Annotated in this window: 14 protein-coding genes; 3 read left to right on the top strand and 11 right to left on the bottom strand. The window is 72.6% G+C overall.

Annotated features, from left to right (window positions below; all coding sequences use genetic code 11):
- Positions 1-4 precede the first annotated feature (4 nt).
- From H288_RS0111370 to H288_RS0111415, 10 genes are all read right to left on the bottom strand, one after another.
- Positions 5-598 (bottom strand): biliverdin-producing heme oxygenase, encoded by a 594-nt coding sequence (locus H288_RS0111370; protein WP_020092711.1) that lies wholly within the window; start codon positions 596-598, stop codon positions 5-7.
- Complete coding sequence (locus tag H288_RS0111375) at positions 595-3,207, bottom strand: histidine kinase dimerization/phosphoacceptor domain -containing protein (protein ID WP_020092712.1); 2,613 nt, start codon at positions 3,205-3,207, stop codon at positions 595-597. Before H288_RS0111375 ends, H288_RS0111370 begins: the two co-directional genes overlap by 4 nt.
- Before the next feature lie 84 nt (positions 3,208-3,291).
- Positions 3,292-4,677, bottom strand: a complete 1,386-nt coding sequence (locus H288_RS0111380; RefSeq protein ID WP_026604855.1) for a dihydrolipoyl dehydrogenase — start codon at positions 4,675-4,677, stop codon at positions 3,292-3,294.
- 128 nt (positions 4,678-4,805) lie between these two features.
- A complete protein-coding gene (gene truB, locus H288_RS0111385) occupies positions 4,806-5,834 on the bottom strand; it encodes a tRNA pseudouridine(55) synthase TruB (protein WP_103984957.1) in 1,029 nt (342 codons plus the stop codon).
- A 54-nt stretch (positions 5,835-5,888) separates the two neighbouring features.
- The gene (gene rbfA, locus H288_RS0111390) at positions 5,889-6,317 is read right to left on the bottom strand and encodes a 30S ribosome-binding factor RbfA (RefSeq protein ID WP_020092715.1); all 429 of its coding nucleotides are present in this window, start codon (positions 6,315-6,317) and stop codon (positions 5,889-5,891) included.
- A 104-nt stretch (positions 6,318-6,421) separates the two neighbouring features.
- Entirely contained in the window at positions 6,422-9,340 is a 2,919-nt protein-coding gene (gene infB / locus H288_RS0111395) for a translation initiation factor IF-2 (protein ID WP_020092716.1), read from the bottom strand.
- A gap of 76 nt (positions 9,341-9,416) precedes the next feature.
- Positions 9,417-10,139 carry an RNA-binding protein gene (locus tag H288_RS0111400; protein WP_020092717.1) on the bottom strand — a complete coding sequence of 241 codons (723 nt, stop codon included), beginning with the start codon at positions 10,137-10,139 and terminating at the stop codon, positions 9,417-9,419.
- Positions 10,140-10,164: 25 nt separating this feature from the next.
- Positions 10,165-11,790, bottom strand: a complete 1,626-nt coding sequence (gene nusA / locus H288_RS0111405; RefSeq protein WP_020092718.1) for a transcription termination factor NusA — start codon at positions 11,788-11,790, stop codon at positions 10,165-10,167.
- 64 nt (positions 11,791-11,854) lie between these two features.
- Entirely contained in the window at positions 11,855-12,616 is a 762-nt protein-coding gene (gene rimP / locus H288_RS0111410; protein ID WP_020092719.1) for a ribosome maturation factor RimP, read from the bottom strand.
- A gap of 337 nt (positions 12,617-12,953) precedes the next feature.
- Positions 12,954-13,964, bottom strand: a complete 1,011-nt coding sequence (locus tag H288_RS0111415) for an aldo/keto reductase (RefSeq protein WP_020092720.1) — start codon at positions 13,962-13,964, stop codon at positions 12,954-12,956.
- 207 nt (positions 13,965-14,171) lie between these two features.
- Between H288_RS0111415 and H288_RS0111420 the strand changes: the two genes are divergently transcribed.
- The 3 genes from H288_RS0111420 (at position 14,172) to H288_RS35090 (ending at position 16,071) form a co-directional block, all read left to right on the top strand.
- Positions 14,172-15,101 carry a protein-methionine-sulfoxide reductase heme-binding subunit MsrQ gene (locus H288_RS0111420; protein ID WP_026604856.1) on the top strand — a complete coding sequence of 310 codons (930 nt, stop codon included), beginning with the start codon at positions 14,172-14,174 and terminating at the stop codon, positions 15,099-15,101.
- A 68-nt stretch (positions 15,102-15,169) separates the two neighbouring features.
- Positions 15,170-15,568, top strand: a complete 399-nt coding sequence (locus tag H288_RS0111425) for a hypothetical protein (RefSeq protein WP_020092722.1) — start codon at positions 15,170-15,172, stop codon at positions 15,566-15,568.
- A 110-nt stretch (positions 15,569-15,678) separates the two neighbouring features.
- Positions 15,679-16,071, top strand: a complete 393-nt coding sequence (locus H288_RS35090; RefSeq protein ID WP_139307692.1) for a hypothetical protein — start codon at positions 15,679-15,681, stop codon at positions 16,069-16,071.
- 14 nt (positions 16,072-16,085) lie between these two features.
- On the opposite strand, the gene H288_RS35620 is transcribed toward H288_RS35090, so the two are convergent.
- Positions 16,086-16,262, bottom strand: coding sequence for a hypothetical protein (locus H288_RS35620; RefSeq protein ID WP_012320668.1), 177 nt, complete (start codon positions 16,260-16,262; stop codon positions 16,086-16,088).
- Positions 16,263-16,273: the final 11 nt, after the last annotated feature.

Here is a 16,273-nt window from a genome sequence, read left to right on the forward strand (position 1 = left end):
CGGCTCAGGCGGCGGCCGGCAGCTCCGGGACCGGGCAGAGCCACGCGCGCATCGCCGCGAAGGTCGACAAGGCCGCGCCGGTGAGCGCGGCCTCCGCGGCCGGGTCGTCGCCGAACGCGTCCAGGCGCGTGCGGAAGGCGGCCCACATCGCCCCCGCGGCGGGCCCGTGCGCCCGGTAATAGGCGAGCCCCGCGTCGGAGAAGCCGTGCAGGCCGGCGATGTGGCGGCCGATCAGCTGCCCGCCGAGGGTCGATCCCTCCAGCACGTAGAGCGCGCCCGTGGCGGCGGCCGGCCCGCGGAGAACCGGAGCGGCCGGTCTCGGGAGCGCCGCGACCGCGCCGGGCTGAAGGCCGAGATGGACGAGGTCGGCCGCGAGGAGCGCGAGTCGGCGGCGCGGCGCCAGGAACGGCTCGTCGGCGAGCCCGGACCCGATGGCCGATTCCCAGACCGCGTGGAAGCCGTAGAGGCGTCCCAGCAGCTCCCGGTAGCCGCCGAGCGTCGCCACCCGCGCCTGCCAGTCGAGGGACGCCTCCAGCGCCCGGTGGGCCGGATCGGTCGCGGCGCGCAGCCGCGCGTGCAGGCCTTCGCGGGATCTCACGCGGTGATCGTGAAGCAGGCGCCGGGAGTGTTGGCGACGGTGAGCTTGGCGTTGATCTGGTCGAGCATCGCCCGGATCAGCTTCATGCCCAGGCCGGAGCCCTTGCTCCGCGCCTTGGCGTCCGCCCAGTCGTCGGGCAGGCCGGCCCCGTCGTCGCAGACGCGCAGCTGGATCTCGCCGGGGCCGGAGGCCGAGACTCTGACCTCGACGCGGCCGATGCCCGCCGGGTTGGCCGCGTATTTGAAGGCGTTGGTGACGAGTTCCGTGGCGATCAGCGAGAGCGCCACGGCCTTGCGGTAGGGCACCATCAGTCCGGGCTCCGCCGACAGGTCGACCGCGTGCCCGTCGCCGGCCAGCCCCGCGAGGTCGTTGCACAGGCTCTCGATGGTCTGGCCGAGATCGACCTCGTCGAACCGATCCGCCTGGTACAGGCTGTCGTGCACCCGCGCGACGCTCATCACCCGCGCGGAGGTGTCGGCGAAGGCCTGCCGGGCCTCGCCGTCGGCGATCTGGCGCCGCTGCATCTGCAGGAAGGCCGAGACGATCTGCAGGGAGTTCTTGACCCGGTGGTCGATCTCCCGCGTGAGCAGGTCCTTCTGCTCGAGCAGACGCTCCTTCTCGGCGAGCAGGCCGGTGAGCTCGTCGATCTTGCGCCGCTGGCGCAGCACCACGCCCTCGACCGCCTCGGCCAGGGAGCCAGCCAGTTGGACCTGCCATTCCGCGAACGGCGCGGCGAAGCCGGTGCGCTCCTCGACCCAGCGCTCGAACGAGCGGCGGGGCAGCACCGCCACGGGACCGCTTCCGGCGAGCACGGGCTTGCGCGGGTCGCCGCCCCACGTGACCGTGCTGGGCACCTCGGGCCGGAACCAAACCAGCAAGTTCTCGCGCGAATCGTCCACGAAGGCCGCGAGCAGGCCGCTGGCGATCTCGCGATGCGGCCCGGCCTCCGGAAAATCGGCGCCGAAGCTGTCGCTGCTGTAGACGACCTCGCCCTCCGGCACGCGCGCCCGCAGCCAGCTAGCGATCGCCGCCACCATCTCGGCCGGCGGCGTCCGGCCGATCAGCGTGACCCGCTCGCCCGAGACGATGCCGGCGCCGGTGGCGCTGAACAGGTCGAGCAGCGTCGTCGTCCCGGCCGTCAGGGCGGCCACGAAGTCGTCGGATCGCGTCAGGCCGCGCACGAGGCGCCCCTCGACGTCGAGATGCGCCTGCCGCTCGGCCCAGAGGCGGCGCGACTCGATCTCCTGCACCCGCATGGCGAAGGCGTCGGTGAGCACCGTGGCGGCCGCGCGCGTCTCCGGCGTGACGTAGTGCGGGCGGCGGTGGTGGCCGATCATCAGGCCCCACAGCCGCCCCTCGACCATGATCGAGATCGACATGGACCCGTTCACGCCGAGGTTGCGCTGGTACTCCAAGTGGATCGGCGAGAGCGTGCGGTGCTGGGCGAAGGTCAGGTCGATCGGGCCGTTGCCGGCGCCAGGGGCCGAGACCAGCCCGACCGGGACGCTGTCACGGTCGATGACGAAGCGGCTCTTGGCCTTGGTGTAGAGGGCCCGGGCCTGGGCGGGAATGTCGGAGGCGGGGAAACGCAGGCCCAGCAGGCTGCGCGACCAGCCCGGCACCTTGTCCTCGGCCACGGCCTCGCCGTTCCAGTCCGGGTCGAAGCGGTAGACCAGCACCGCCTCGAAGCCGGTCAGGGCCCGGATCTCGAGAGCCGCGATCCGGGCGGCCTCGGCCAGGGTCCCGGCCTCGCGCAGGCGACCGACGGCCAGCTCGGTATCGACCTGACTTGCCGTAGCGAAATCGTCGGCCGAGTCCGGCTCGAGCTCCATCTCGACGATGACGCGGCCGGCATGGGCGTGGACGACGGCGTGATAGGCGCCGCGATCCGGGAAGGTCAGGGTCCGGCGGATGGAGGCGCCGTCCTCGAGGGTCCCGCTCGCGAGCCGCGCGCGGATCGCCGCGACGACCTCCGCCGGCAGCACGTCCGCCAGGGGCCGGCCCGCCAGCGGCGGCTCGATCGGGTCGATGATCTCGCCGACATTGGCCGAGTAGGCCGCGACCAGGAGGGTTCCGGCATCGGCCGCGAGCATCACGGCGTTGGGCTGGATCGAGCCCGGGATGTGGATCGGCTCGCGCTCGCAGAGGCTGGCATCCACCGGCTCGGCGCGCACCCGCCGGCCGATCGCCGCCATCACGGCCTCGCGCGACAGGTCGGCGCCGAGGCTCTCGACCGGATCGATGGTCAGCCACGTCACCGGGCGCGTGCCGCCGATCCGGCCGTGACGCATGTGGATCCGGGCCCGGAGCGGCTGCGGTAGCCGGCCGAAGACGTAGTCGAAGGTCTCGTCCAGGGCGCCGCGGCGCGCGCCCGCGAGGAACCGGCCGCGGAAGCTCGGCACGTTGGTGCCCGGCATCACGTCGCGGAAATAGTCGCGCCCGAGGACGGCATCGCGCGACAGCCCGGAGATCGCGCTCGCGCCCTCGCTGAAGGCCACGACGGTGCCGGCCGCATCGAGCCCGATCACCCCCTGGTCGAGGCGGTCGAGCGCGTCCGGCGCGATGACGTCGAGATCGACGTCCGTATCGGGGGCCTGGCTGGGCGGCATCAGGAGCGAAACCGGCTCATTCAGACGGGTATGGCGACCGAAATGGCCGAGCGCAATGCTAGTGATGTCAGCAAGATCAACGCCTCAGCTTCTCTGTATGATCTTAGACATAATACTGATAAGCCCTTCTTCAACCGTAGGATGGTACACCGGGCGATCATGCACGGCCTGGGCCGTCTGCTTCTCGGCGACGGCGTACGTGAGCAGGTGCGCGAGGTGTTCCACGGCCGGCCCGAGCATCTCGCCCCCGAGCAGTCGCCCGGACCGATCGGCCCAGATCCGCATGCCGCCGCGGTTCAGTCCCTCCACGCGGGCGCGCCCCTGGTCGGAGAAATCCAGGGCGCCGACGATCCGTCGATCGTCCTCCGGGTCGTAGGGCGCGCCGATCACCGCCGCCTGGGGATGGGTGAAGACCATCGCGAGGCTCGTCCACGGCTCCGGCGTCGCGACCGGGCGGCCCGCCACGAGGGCGGCCGCGTTGGCGCCCGCGATCGTGCCCTGGCGGCTCGCCTCGTGCAGCACCGGTCGCCAGCCGTCGACGTCGCCGGCGATCAGGATCGGTGCCCCGGCGCAGACGAGGCTGCGCCGGTCGAAGTCCGGCACGCCCGTCTCGCCGATTCGAAGGCCGGTCGCCTCCAGCCCGAGGGGCTCCAGGTTCGGAGAACGGCCGGTGGCGGCCAGCACCCGCGCCGCCCGCGTGACCTGGTCGCGACCGTGGCGGTCGACCCAGCCGAGACGCACGCCGTCGCTGTCCGCAACGGCGTCCCGAACCTCGGCGCCGAGGTGAAGATCCATCTCCGAACCGAAGATCGCGGCGGCCTGCCGGGCGAGGTCGGGCTCGGTCAGGCCGGCGACGGTGTCGCCCGCGTCGATGACCGTGACGGCGACGCCGAGCCGGGCCATGGCCTGGGCGATCTCGATCCCGACGGCACCGGCCCCGAGAACGGCCAGCGAGGCCGGGAGATCGGGGATCTCGAAGAGCGTGTCGGTGGTGAGGACGTGCGCCCCGAGGACCCGCAGGGGCTCCGGGACGATCGGACTCGAGCCCGTGGCGATGACCGCGGCCCGGAAGCGGATCCGGATCGCGTCGTCGATCAGCAGGGTGCGGTCGCTCTCGAACCGCGCCGTGCCGCCGAGGCGCTCGTCTTCGGGGAGATCGTCGAGACCTTCGAGGACGCTGCCGACGAACCGGTCGCGCTCTTCGCGGAGGCGCCGCAGCACGGCGGGCCCGTCCACCGCGACGTCCGGAACCCGGATGCCGAACAGGTCGGCGGTGCGGGCGACGTGGGCGGCGGTGCCCGCGGCAATCAGGAGTTTCGAGGGCATGCAGCCGACCCGCGCGCAGGTCGTGCCGCCGGGGCCGCGCTCGATCAGGACCGACCGCGCCCCCGCCGCCGTCGCGGCGCGATGGGCCGCGATTCCGGCGGTCCCGGCACCGATCACTGCCACGTCGTAGTCGAGTTCACGCATCAGCATTCCGGACCGTCCGCCGGGGCCAAAGCGTCACGGCTCAGGTTCGTTCCGCCTGCGCGCTCTCGTCTCAGCCCGGCCTGGACCGGCCGGGGCCCCGCGCGCTCAGGCGGCGCGGAGCCGGCGTGTCAGGCGCTGCGGCCCGGGGCGGTGCCGCCGAGGTGGAACACCCGGTGCGGGACCAGCTCGCCGCGCTCCACATCTCCTACGGCGACCAGGATCCCGGCGCAGGTCGCGAAGGCCTTGCCCTCCACCGGGGCGTCGCGGCCCCGCAGGATGACCGATTGCCCCCGCATCAGGCGCAGGCCCAGATCGCGCGACACCGCGACCTCCGGGATGGCGTCGAGGGCCGTCTCCACCGGTCGCAGGTAGGCGAGGGCCGCCTCGGGGCTGCCGTCGGTCAGGGCCGAGACCGGGCAGGCCTCGGCTTCCGAGAAGGGGCCGACGCGGGTCCGGCGCAGGGCGGCCACGTGGCCGTAGCAGCCGAGCATCCGGCCGAGATCGCGGGCCAGGGCCCGCACGTAGGTGCCCTTGCCGCACTCGGCCTCGATCACGGTGCGCTCGCCGTCGTGCTCGACGATGGCGAGTCGGTCGATCTGCACCGGCCGGGCGACCAGCTCCACGGTCTCGCCCTCGCGGGCGAGGTCGTAGGCGCGCTCGCCCTGGATCTTGATGGCCGAGTAGCGCGGCGGTACCTGCTCGATCGCGCCCACGAAAGCCGGCAGCGCCGCCTCGACCGCCGTCCGGTCCGGGCGGGCGTCGCTCGTCGCGACGGGACGCCCCTCGGCATCGTCGGTGTCGGTCTCGATGCCCCACTGGACGGTGAACCGGTAGGCCTTGCGGCCGTCCATCACGAACGGGACGGTCTTGGTCGCCTCGCCGAGGGCGATCGGCAGGATGCCGGAGGCCAGCGGGTCGAGGGTGCCGGCGTGGCCGGCCTTCTTGGCGTTGAAGGCGCGCTTCACCACCGCGACCGCGTGGGTCGAGGTCATGCCGACATGCTTGTCGAGGATCACCCAGCCCGAGACGTCCCGGCGCTTCGGCCGGTCCGGACGCGGCCCGCGCTGCGGACGGCGCCCCTCCGGCCCGCGGCGCTCAGCGCTCGGCGGGGGAGCCTGGCGCTCGGCCGGCGGAAAATCTTCCATGGAAACCGTCATGTCCGCGTGTCCCCCGGGGTCGATGCCCCGTCCCTTTCTGCTTGGTATCGGGACTCAATGCCCCGTCCCGGTCTCCGGTTCGTCGTCCTCGGGCCCGGACTCGAGGTCCCGCTGGACCCGCTCGTCCCGCAGCAGCCGGTCGATGCGCGCGGCCTCGTCGAAGGTCTCGTCCCGCCGGAACCGCAATTCCGGCGCGAATTTCAGGTTCACCCGCCGGGCCACCTCCTGGCGCAGCACCTTCCGGTGGCGCTCCAGGGCGGCGATCACCGGCGCCTCGTCGAGGCCGCCGAGCGGCATCACGTAGGCCGTGGCGAGCTTCAGGTCCGGCGACATCCGCACCTCCGGCACGGTCACGACATGCGTGCCGAGCACCGGATCCTGGATATCGCCGCGCTGGAGCACCTCGGCCAGCGCGTGGCGCACGAGTTCGGCCACGCGCTGCTGGCGCTGCGAGGGGCCGGTGGAGGTCGGTTTCTGGGCCATTCTGTCTCGGGCCGGCCCGCCGGAGCGGACGGCGCACGTCCTGAAAAAAGAAAAGACGGCCGCGGCAGGTGCCGCGGCCGCCCTGTCCGGATGAGTCCGGAGCGTCAGAGGGTGCGGCGGATCTCCTCGACCCGGTAGCACTCGATCACGTCGCCCGCGCGCATGTTCTCGAAGTTCTCGAAGGCCATGCCGCACTCCTGACCGGAGGTGACTTCCTTCGCGTCGTCCTTGAAGCGCTTGAGCGTCTTGAGCTTGCCCTCGTGGATCACGACGCTGTCGCGGATGAGGCGGACATGCGCGCCGCGCTCCACGATGCCGTCGGTGACGCGGCAACCCGCGACCTTGCCGACCTTGGAGACCTCGAAGACCTCCTGGATCGTCGCCTCGCCCAGGCGCTCCTCGCGGAGCGTCGGCGGCAGCATCCCCGACAGCGTGGCTTTGATGTCGTCCACGAGGTCGTAGATGATGTTGTAGTAGCGGATCTCGATGCCCGCCCGCTCGGCGGCCTCGCGGGCCTCCTTGTGGGCGCGCACGTTGAAGCCGATGACGACGGCCTTCGACGCCTGCGCCAGGGTGATGTCCGACTCGGTGATGCCGCCGACGCCGGCCAGGAGGATGCGGGCCGCGACCTCGTCGTTGCCGAGCTTCTCCAGGGCGCCCGAGATCGCCTCGACCGAGCCCTGCACGTCGCCCTTGATGACGACCGGCAGCTCCTTGCGGCCGGCGCCTTCCTTGAGGTCGCGCATCATATCGACCAGCGAGCGGTTGGCACCGCCGGTCCGCGCGTTCTGGCGCTCCCGCTTCTGACGGGCGCGGTACTCGGTGACCTCGCGGGCGCGGGCCTCGTTCGGCACCACGATCACGCGGTCGCCGGCATCCGGCGTGCCGTTGAAGCCCAGCACCTCCACCGGCACCGACGGCCCGGCGTACTGCACGTTCTCGCCGAGATCGTCGATCAGGGCGCGCACGCGGCCCCACTCGGCGCCCGCCACGACGATGTCGCCGGTGAACAGGGTGCCGCGCTGGACCAGGACCGTGGCCACGGGGCCGCGGCCGCGGTCGAGCTGGGCCTCGATGACCGTGCCCTCGCCGTCGCGCTTCTCGTTCGCGCGCAGGTTCATGATCTCGGCCTGGATCTGGATGCCCTCCAGGAGCTGCGGCAGGCCGGCGCCGGTCTTGGCCGAGACCTCGAACTCGAGGGTCTCACCGCCCATCAACTCGACCTGGATGTCGTGCTGCAGCAGCTCCGTGCGGACCCGCTCCGGCTTGGCATCCGGCTTGTCGATCTTGTTGACCGCGATGATCATCGGGACACCGGCTGCCTTGGCGTGCTGGATGGCCTCGATGGTCTGGGGCATGACGCCGTCATCGGCCGCCACCACGATCACCACGATATCGGTGACCTTGGCGCCGCGGGCGCGCATCGACGTGAACGCCGCGTGGCCCGGGGTGTCGATGAAGGTGATCATGTCGCCGGAGGGCGACGCGACCTGATAGGCGCCGATGTGCTGGGTGATGCCGCCGGCCTCGCCCTCGACCACGTTCTCCTTGCGGATCGCGTCGAGCAGCGACGTCTTGCCGTGGTCGACGTGGCCCATGATGGTGACCACCGGCGGACGGGGATCGAGATCCTCCTCCAGATCCGGCTCGTCGGAGGAGAGGCCCTCCTCGACGTCGGACTCGGCGACGCGGCGCACCGTGTGGCCGAGTTCCTCGGCGATGAGCTGGGCGGTGTCCGAATCGATCACGTCGGTGATCTTGTGGATCTGGCCCTGCTTCATCAGCAGACGGATCACGTCCACGGCCCGCTCCGACATGCGGTTGGCGAGTTCCTGGATGGTGATCGTCTCGGGGATCGTCACCTCGCGGGACAGCTTCTCCTTCTGCTCCACGTGGCCGCGGCCGCTCATGCGCTGCTGGCGGCGGCGGAACGAGGCGACCGAGCGCGTGCGCTCGTCCTCGCCCGAGGTCGCGTTGGCGATGGTCAGGCGGCCGCGGTTGCGGTCGCCGCCCGGAGATTTCGGGGTCTTCGGCGGCGCGATGATCTTGAGCGGCATGCCGGGACGGCGGATCACCCGCTTGGTCTCGGACTCGTCCTCGTTGGTCTGGGCACCGCGACCGGCGGGGCGCGCCGCGGCCCCCGCGCCGGCGGGACGCGCGGCGGTCGCCGGCGTCGCGCTCTTCTCGGGCTCGGGCGCCGGAGCCGGACGGGCCATGAAGTTGAGGTCGCGCGGCTTGCGCGAGTCGGCCGTGATGGTCTTGCGCGGCTCGCCCGTGGAGGGGCGCGGCGTCAGCGGCGGGCGCGGAGCGGCCGGAGCCGCGGCGGAGGCAGCTGGGCGCGCGGCGGCCGGACGGGCCGCCTCGGGCTGACGGGCCGGCGCTGCCGCGGGGCGCGCCGGCGCCGCGGCGGCGGGACGGGCAGCGGCCGGCTGGGCCGGCACCTCGGCCGGACGGGCCGGTGTCGCGGCGGGGGCGTCGGCCGCGGGTGCGGGGGCGGCGGCCTGAGCCTCGGCGGCCTTGGCAGCGTCAGCCGCCGCGGCAGCGGCGGCCGCAGCCGCGGCCTTGCGCTCCTCGTCCTCGCGACGGCGGGCCTCGGCGGCCTCGCGCTCGCGGCGGGCCTGCTCCTCGGCCTCGCGACGGCGCGCCTCGGCCTCGGCCTCCACCTTGCGGCGGGCCTCGGCCTCGCGGCGCTGCGCGTCGGCGAGGGCGGCGGCGCGGGCCGCACTCTCCTGCTCGCTCAGGGTGCGCAGGACGACCCCCGAAGCGGCGCGCTGCGCCGGACGCGGAGCCGGCGCCGTCGGCGCGGGGGCCGCCGGGCGTGGGGCCGGCGCGGGTTCACGGGCAGGGGCGGCCGGCGCCGCACCGATGACGCGGCGCTTCACCGTCTCGACCACGACCTGCTTGGAGCGGCCATGGGAGAAGCTCTGACGCACGGTGCCCGCCTCGATCGGCCGCTTGAGGCCGAGCGGCTTCGGGGAAGTCCGGTTCAGAGTCTTGTCGCCCGGGTTGTTCGTATCGCTCATTCAGCCTGAACCCTGAGGGTTTCCATCGTCCCGTGAACCGACACCCGGTGGCGCCGGTCAAAATAGTCCTGCGTCGTCAACGTGAGGCTTCGTCGATCCCGCCGATTCGGGCTGGATCGGGCTCCCCGGTCGCCGCGGCGGCGCCCTCGAAGGAGCGTAGCCGACGCCAACGCGACAGGCAGCCGGCGGCTCCGGCTCCTGCGACGAGCGCAGCGTGTATCACATGATCCCGACCTAAGGCCATGTCCAATTCGTCCTCGGACAGGTCATCGATGATCGGGATCCTTGACATGGCCCCGCCGTGGCGCCTGTGCAAGGCCGACGCGATCTTCCGCCGGCCGTCCGGGCTCGCCTCGGCGGCATGAATCACCGCAATGGCGCCCGGCTGCCCGCCGATCGCGGCCTCGACCTTCGAGAAGCCCGCGACCACGCAGCCCGCCTTGTTGGCCATGGCGATGGCCTGCCGCAGGTCGTCCCGCAGCCCGGCGGCGATCCGGTCCGGCAGGTCGGGGGCGGCCGGGGTCGGCCCCTTGAACGCCCGCGAGAACAGGTTCTTCCGCACCGCGGTCGCGACAGCCTCGCGCCGGGCGCTGATCCAGGCGCCGCGGCCCGGCAGCTTGGCGCGCAGGTCGGGCACGACGCTGCCGTCCGGCCCGCGCACGAACCGGATCATCGCGTCCGGCGCCTGGACGACGCGCGTGACGATGCAGGTCCGCTCGGGCGAGCGGCGGCCGGGGCCGGCATCGAGCCCCCCGGCATCCAGCCCGTCCTCGGGCAGGGTCGTGTCGACCGCGACCATCGCGCCTCCGCCGCCGGCGCCCGCCTCAGGCCTCAACCTGCGCGGGGGCGGCCTCGTCGCCCTCGGCCGCCTCGGCACCCTCCTCGGCCTCCGGCTCCGGCAGGGCCTCGATCCAGCCGGCCTTCAGGCGGGCGGCCATGATCAGGGCCTCGGCCTCGGCGCGGGACAGGTCGAACCCGTCGAGGTAGCCGGCGTGGCGCACGGCCTCGGGACCGCGGCCCTCCGTGTAGCCGACGAGGTCGTCGGTGGCGCAGCCCGCCAGATCCTCGACGGTCTTCACGTCGTTCTCGCCGAGGGCGACCATCATGGGCGTGGTGATGCCCTCGATCTCCCGCAGCTCGTCGGCGACGCCGAGCTCGGTGCGGCGGGCGTCGTGCGCCTGCTCGATCCGGGCGAGGTGGTCCTGGGCGCGGGCCTGGATCTCGGTGCCGGTCTCCTCGTCGAGACCCTGGATGCCGGAGAGCTCCTGGATGTCGACGTAGGCGATCTCCTCGACGTTGCGGAAGCCTTCCGCGGCGAGCAGCTGGCCGACGGTCTCGTCGACGTCGAGCGCCTCCATGAAGACCTGGGTCCGCTCGGCGAACTCCTTCTGGCGGCGCTCCGATTCCTCGGCCTCGGTCAGGATGTCGATGTCCCAGCCGGTGAGCTGCGAGGCGAGGCGCACGTTCTGGCCGCGGCGGCCGATCGCCAGCGACAGCTGGTCGTCCGGCACCACCACCTCGATGCGGTCGGCCTCCTCGTCGAGCACCACCTTCACCACCTCGGCGGGCTGGAGCGCGTTGACAATGAAGGTCGCCTCGTCCTCGGACCACGGGATGATGTCGATCTTCTCGCCCTGCAGCTCGCCAACGACGGCCTGCACGCGCGAGCCACGCATACCGACGCAGGCACCGACCGGGTCGATGCTGCCGTCGCGCGAGATCACCGCGATCTTGGCGCGGGAGCCCGGATCGCGGGCCACCGCCTTCACCTCGACGATGCCGTCGTAGATCTCCGGCACTTCCTGGCCGAACAGCTTGGCCATGAATTGCGGGTGCGAGCGCGACAGGAAGATCTGCGGGCCGCGCACTTCCGAGCGCACGTCGAACAGGTAGGAGCGGATCCGGTCACCCGGCCGGAAGGTCTCGCGCGGGATCATCTCGTCCCGGCGCACGATGCCCTCGCCGCGGCCGAGATCGACGATCACGTTGCCGTACTCGACGCGCTTCACGATGCCGTTGAGGATCTCGCCGATCCGGTCCTTGTACTCGTCGAACTGGCGGGCGCGCTCGGCGTCGCGGACCTTCTGGACGATGACCTGCTTGGCCGACTGCGCGGCCACGCGGCCGAAATCGAAGGGCGGCAGGGTGTCAGAGATCACGTCGCCGACCAGCGCGCCCGGGTTGTAGCGGCGGGCCTGATCGAGGGTGATCTCGCGGGCATCGTTCTCGACCTGATCGACGACCAGGAGGTGACGCGAGAGGCGCAGCGCCCCGGTCTTGGAGTCGATCTCGGCGTGAACGTCGGTCTCGGCGCCGTAGCGGGAGCGGGCCGCCTTGGCGATCGCCTCCTCCATCGCGTCGATCACGATGGAGCGGTCGATCACCTTCTCGCGGGCGACCGCGTCGGCGATCTGGAGGAGTTCGAGCCTGTTGGCGCTGACGACGGCCATCGGTGTCGGTCCTTCTCTTCCGTCAAATCTTCGGGCCGGCCGCTGGGCGGCCGACGCTGGGGTCTCAGTGCAGGGAGTCGCGGTCCTTGAGCCGGGATGCCTTGGTCACGACCGGCTTCTTGGGACCGGTCCGGGCCGGATGCTTGGGCTTCGCCGCGGGGCTGGCCTTGCGGGGGCCCTTCGGCTGGAAGGGCGCGCGCGCCGGCGGCGCGCTCTCCGCGGCGTCCTCCTCGTCCTCGGCCTCGTCGGCCTCATCCGTGGCGGGCGGCCCGCCGCGGCGCAGCGACTCGCAGATCAGCTCGTCGGTGAGGACGAGATGGGCCTCGGCGAGGTCCTTCAGCGGCAGGTCGATGCGGCTCGGCAGCCCTTCCTTCACGTCGGGCAGGTCGATCGGGACGGTCGCGCCCGTCGGGTCCGGCGCGCCGAGGATGCCGCGGAAGCGCTTGCGCCCGTCCAGCGGCGGGCTCAGCTCGACCTTGGCCTCGTAGCCGGCCCAGCGGGCGAAGTCCGAGACCCGCACCAGCGGCCGGTCGATCCCCGGCGAGGATACTTCGAGGTTGTAGGCACCGCCCACCGGATCGTCGACGTCGAGGATCGGCGAGATCGCGCGGCTCACCGCCTCGCAATCGTCGATCGTGAAGGTGCCGTCCGGACGCTCCGCCATGATCTGCACGGTGCAGCCGTTGACGTTGGACATCCGCACCCGGACCAGCCGGAAGCCGAGGCCCGCGAGCGGCCCCTCGATCGCCTGCGCGACGCGCGCGGCGACTCCGGCCTCGCGGACGAGGCGCTTCTCGGACAGATCCGCTTCAATCTCGGACGACATGGGTGTTCAGCGCGCAACCTTCGCGGCGTTCTGCCTGGCCGCCCGCGGCGTGGGGCCTCGTGCGGCGAGAGGATGTGCGGCGAAAAAAAAGAGCGGACCCGGTGGGGCCCACTCCCGAACCGCAGCCTCTCGACTGCCATCAGAACTGTTGAGAGCTAGATAGCGGCCCTCGGCCCGGAGCGCAAGGTGGATCCGCCGCGCCGCGCGAGCCCGCTCGTCCCGTCCTCGGCCTTATCCCGCGGTGCCGGAGCGTCGCGGAGGCCTCGAAGGAGCCCTCCTTCGAGGCTCGCCGCGCTTGCACCCCGGGACGAGGGGTTCGGTCGGAGATCGCCTTTGCTCAGCCGCTGCGCGGCACCCGCCCCTCCAGCGGATAGGCCGGATCGTTGTAGCCCGGCGTCGTCGGATGCCCCGCGGCCACGAACCCGTCGACCAGCGCCTCGTCCTCCGGGGTGAAGGCGTAGTCCAGGGCGCCGAGATATTCCTGCCACTGCGCCTCCGTGCGCGGCCCGGCGATCACGCCGGTGACGAGGCGGTTGTTCAGCACCCACGCGGTGGCGAACTGGCCGGCCGTGATGCCGCGGGCCTCGGCGTGCTCCCTCAGGGTCCGGGCGATGCGCAGGGATTCCGGGCGCCACTCGGTCTGCATCATCCGGGCGTCCTGGCGGCCGGCGCGCGACTCGGCCGGCGGCGGCGCGTCGGGGTCGTACTTGCCGGTGAGCACGCCGCGCGCGAGCGGCGAGTACGGCACCACGCCGAGCCCGAAATGCGCGCAGGCGGGCAGGTGCTCGGTCTCCGGCATCCTATTGAAGGCGTTGTAGTAGGGCTGGCTCACCACCGGCCGGTCGATCCCGGCCTCGTCGCAGAGCCGACAGATCTCGGCGACCCGCCAGGAGCGGTGATTCGAGACGCCGAAATGGCGGATCTTGCCCGCCCGCACGAGGTCGGCGATCGCCCGGACCGTCTCGGCCAGCGGCGTGTCGTGGTCCTCCTTGTGGAGGTAGTAGATGTCGATGAAATCCGTGCCGAGGCGGCGCAGGCTGTCCTCGGCGGCCTTCATCACGTGGACCCGCGAGAGGCCGCGGTCGTTGACGCCCGGCCCGGTCGGGTTGGCAACCTTGGTGGCCAGGACCCAGGCGTCGCGCTCTGCCCGGATCGCCCGGCCGGTGATCTCCTCCGAGCGGCCCTCCGTGTAGACGTTGGCCGTGTCGATGAAGTTGATCCCGGCCTCCCGGGCGCTGGCGACGACGCGGCCGGCCGTGGCCTCGTCGGTGGGGCCGCCGAACATCATCGTGCCGAGACAGATCGGCGAGACCTTGAGGCCCGAGCGGCCGAGCGTGCGATACTGCATGGGATCCCTCCAACGTCCGTCGTCCCGCTATCTCGCCGCGGGAACGGCGCGGTCAACCACAACACAGGTCAACGCCGCCCTGTAACCCGCGAACGCCCGCGGCGAACCGACCCGTGACGGCACCGATGGCCCGGGCAGCCGTTCCCGCCGGTGGCCCGGGCCACCGGCGCGGCGCCGTCGTCCACCGCGAAGCTTCCGTTCGGACCCATGATCGATCGCTCGGCCGCCGCCCTCGGCATCCCCCTCCCCTGGCTCGACCGGGCCGGCCGCCTCTCCTGGCTGAAGCTCGCGGTGTTCGCGTGCTGCGTCGCGCCCGCGCTCTACCTCGCGGCCGCCTACCGGCTCGACGCCCTCGGGGCGAAGCCGATCACCGCGCTGATCCACGCCACCGGCGAGTGGGCGGTGCGCTTCCTGCTCTTCTCGCTGGCGATCTCGCCGCTGCGCCGCCTCGCGGACTGGCCGAAGGTCCTCGTCGTGCGGCGCATGCTCGGCGTCACCGTGATGGCCTACGCGGTGGCCCATCTGACCCTCTACGCCGTCGACCAGAACCTGATCCTCACCAAGGTGATCTCCGAGATCGCGCTCCGGCTCTACCTGACGATCGGCTTCGTGGCCCTGATCGGCCTGATCGCTTTAGGGTTGACCTCCACGGACGCGGCGATCCGCAACCTCGGCCCGAACTGGAATCGCCTGCACCGCCTCACCTACACGATCGCCGTGGCGGCCCTGGTCCACTACTTCCTGCAGTCGAAGATCGATGTCACCGACCCGGTCTTCTCGGCGGGCCTGTTCCTGCTGCTGATGGGCTGGCGGGTGATGCGGCGCTTCCAGTGGCCGGAGCGGCCCTGGTCGCTCCTCCTCCTGGCGATCGTCGCCGGGCTCGCGACCGCCGGCCTGGAGGCCGCGTGGTACGGCCTCGCCAGCGGTGTGCCGGCCAACCTCGTCCTCGCCGCCAACCTGGACTTCTCCGGGCCGATCCGGCCGGCCTGGTGGGTGCTGGCCGTCGGCCTGTCGCTCCCGCTCGTGGCGCTCGTGCGCTGCCCGAAGGCCCCGGCACCGGGCAGGCGACCGGCCCGGGCGGCCCGCCGGGAGCCTATCCGGGAGCCCGTCCGGGAGCCCTTGTCGCCGTCGGCCTGATGCCGCAGAACCCGCTCCCGGTCCTCCGCCGCCGGCGGCCCCGGGCCCAGCGGAGCTTTCGAGACGCCATGCGCGGCACGCCTCTCCTGATCGCGGGCTTGCTCGCGCCGACCCTCGCCTTCGCGACGCCCCCCGCGACCCAGGCCGCGAAGCCGGCCGCCAAGGCGGCGCCCGCCGCGCCGCCGGCCGCCGCCGCACCGGCAGCCGCGGCCTGCACGCCGCCCGCGCCGCCGCCGGCCTCCGCGCGCCCGGCCAAGCCGGAGCTGCCGCCGAAGCCCGCCTGCCTCGACGCCAAGGAGGGCTGCCCGGGCTGGGAGGCCTACAGCTACAACGACGCGATCAAGGCCTATAACCTGCAGGCGCAGGCCTTCCGGCCGATCGCCGAGGCCTACCTGCAGAAGCTCAATGCCTACGTGAAGGCGAGCGCGGACTACGCCCAGTGCGAAGTGAACGCGATGCAGAAGTAGCCGGCTGAACGGCGGCCGACACCGCGGCTCGGAGGCGGTTCATGCGCCCGGTCGCATCCTCCGGCGATGATGGCCGCGATCCCCGCGTGCCCGCTCACGCCGAGGCCACCGTGCCCGCTCGTCGTCTCCTCTTACGAACCGGCTTCTGCGCCCTGCTCCTCGCCGCCGGCCCGGCCCTGGCCGCCGATTTCGACGGCCCCTACCCGCCGCACGGCGACGGCGGGCCCGCCCAGGACGACGAGCCGGAGCGCCGGCCACCGCCGCCCTCTCCGGGACCGCGGCCCGAATCCGAAGTCCGCGGTCCCCGCTTCACAGCGGCGCCCCCAGAAGCGTCCCCGGAGGCGTGCCGGGAATTCGTGCGGCGGCGCTTCGGTCCGGACGGGGAGCCGGTGCTGCGACGAGTGCGGGTCTGCGACGAGCCGGTCGTCGACCGCGGGCCGCCGCCGCCTCCCCCGCCGCCGGAGGACATCCCGCCCCGTCGCTGGGGCGGGCCGCGCTGGTAGCGTGGGAATCCGGCTCAGATGCGGGCCGGCGCCTTCCTGAGGGCGGCCGCGAAGGCCTTGAGCTGGCGGTTCAGATCCGCCAGCTCGTTCAGCGCGATGGTCTTGTGGCCGTCGCGGACCGCGCGCTCGATATCCTCGACCTGCAGGTCGACGAGGCGGCGGATGGCGGTGGCGACTTGTTGTCGGGTCATCGATTCGAGCG

Source organism: Methylobacterium sp. 285MFTsu5.1, assembly GCF_000383455.1.
Lineage (GTDB): Bacteria > Pseudomonadota > Alphaproteobacteria > Rhizobiales > Beijerinckiaceae > Methylobacterium.

Excerpts from the sequence above, each read along its gene's own strand:
- H288_RS0111375 (WP_020092712.1), bottom strand. The coding sequence starts at position 3,207 with ATGCCGCCCAGCCAGGCCCCCGATACGGACGTCGATCTCGACGTCATC.
- H288_RS0111380 (WP_026604855.1), bottom strand. The coding sequence starts at position 4,677 with ATGCGTGAACTCGACTACGACGTGGCAGTGATCGGTGCCGGGACCGCC.
- truB (WP_103984957.1), bottom strand. The coding sequence starts at position 5,834 with ATGACGGTTTCCATGGAAGATTTTCCGCCGGCCGAGCGCCAGGCTCCC.
- rbfA (WP_020092715.1), bottom strand. The coding sequence starts at position 6,317 with ATGGCCCAGAAACCGACCTCCACCGGCCCCTCGCAGCGCCAGCAGCGC.
- infB (WP_020092716.1), bottom strand. The coding sequence starts at position 9,340 with ATGAGCGATACGAACAACCCGGGCGACAAGACTCTGAACCGGACTTCC.
- H288_RS0111400 (WP_020092717.1), bottom strand. The coding sequence starts at position 10,139 with ATGGTCGCGGTCGACACGACCCTGCCCGAGGACGGGCTGGATGCCGGG.
- nusA (WP_020092718.1), bottom strand. The coding sequence starts at position 11,790 with ATGGCCGTCGTCAGCGCCAACAGGCTCGAACTCCTCCAGATCGCCGAC.
- rimP (WP_020092719.1), bottom strand. The coding sequence starts at position 12,616 with ATGTCGTCCGAGATTGAAGCGGATCTGTCCGAGAAGCGCCTCGTCCGC.
- H288_RS0111415 (WP_020092720.1), bottom strand. The coding sequence starts at position 13,964 with ATGCAGTATCGCACGCTCGGCCGCTCGGGCCTCAAGGTCTCGCCGATC.
- H288_RS0111420 (WP_026604856.1), top strand. The coding sequence starts at position 14,172 with ATGATCGATCGCTCGGCCGCCGCCCTCGGCATCCCCCTCCCCTGGCTC.
- H288_RS0111425 (WP_020092722.1), top strand. The coding sequence starts at position 15,170 with ATGCGCGGCACGCCTCTCCTGATCGCGGGCTTGCTCGCGCCGACCCTC.
- H288_RS35620 (WP_012320668.1), bottom strand. The coding sequence starts at position 16,262 with ATGACCCGACAACAAGTCGCCACCGCCATCCGCCGCCTCGTCGACCTG.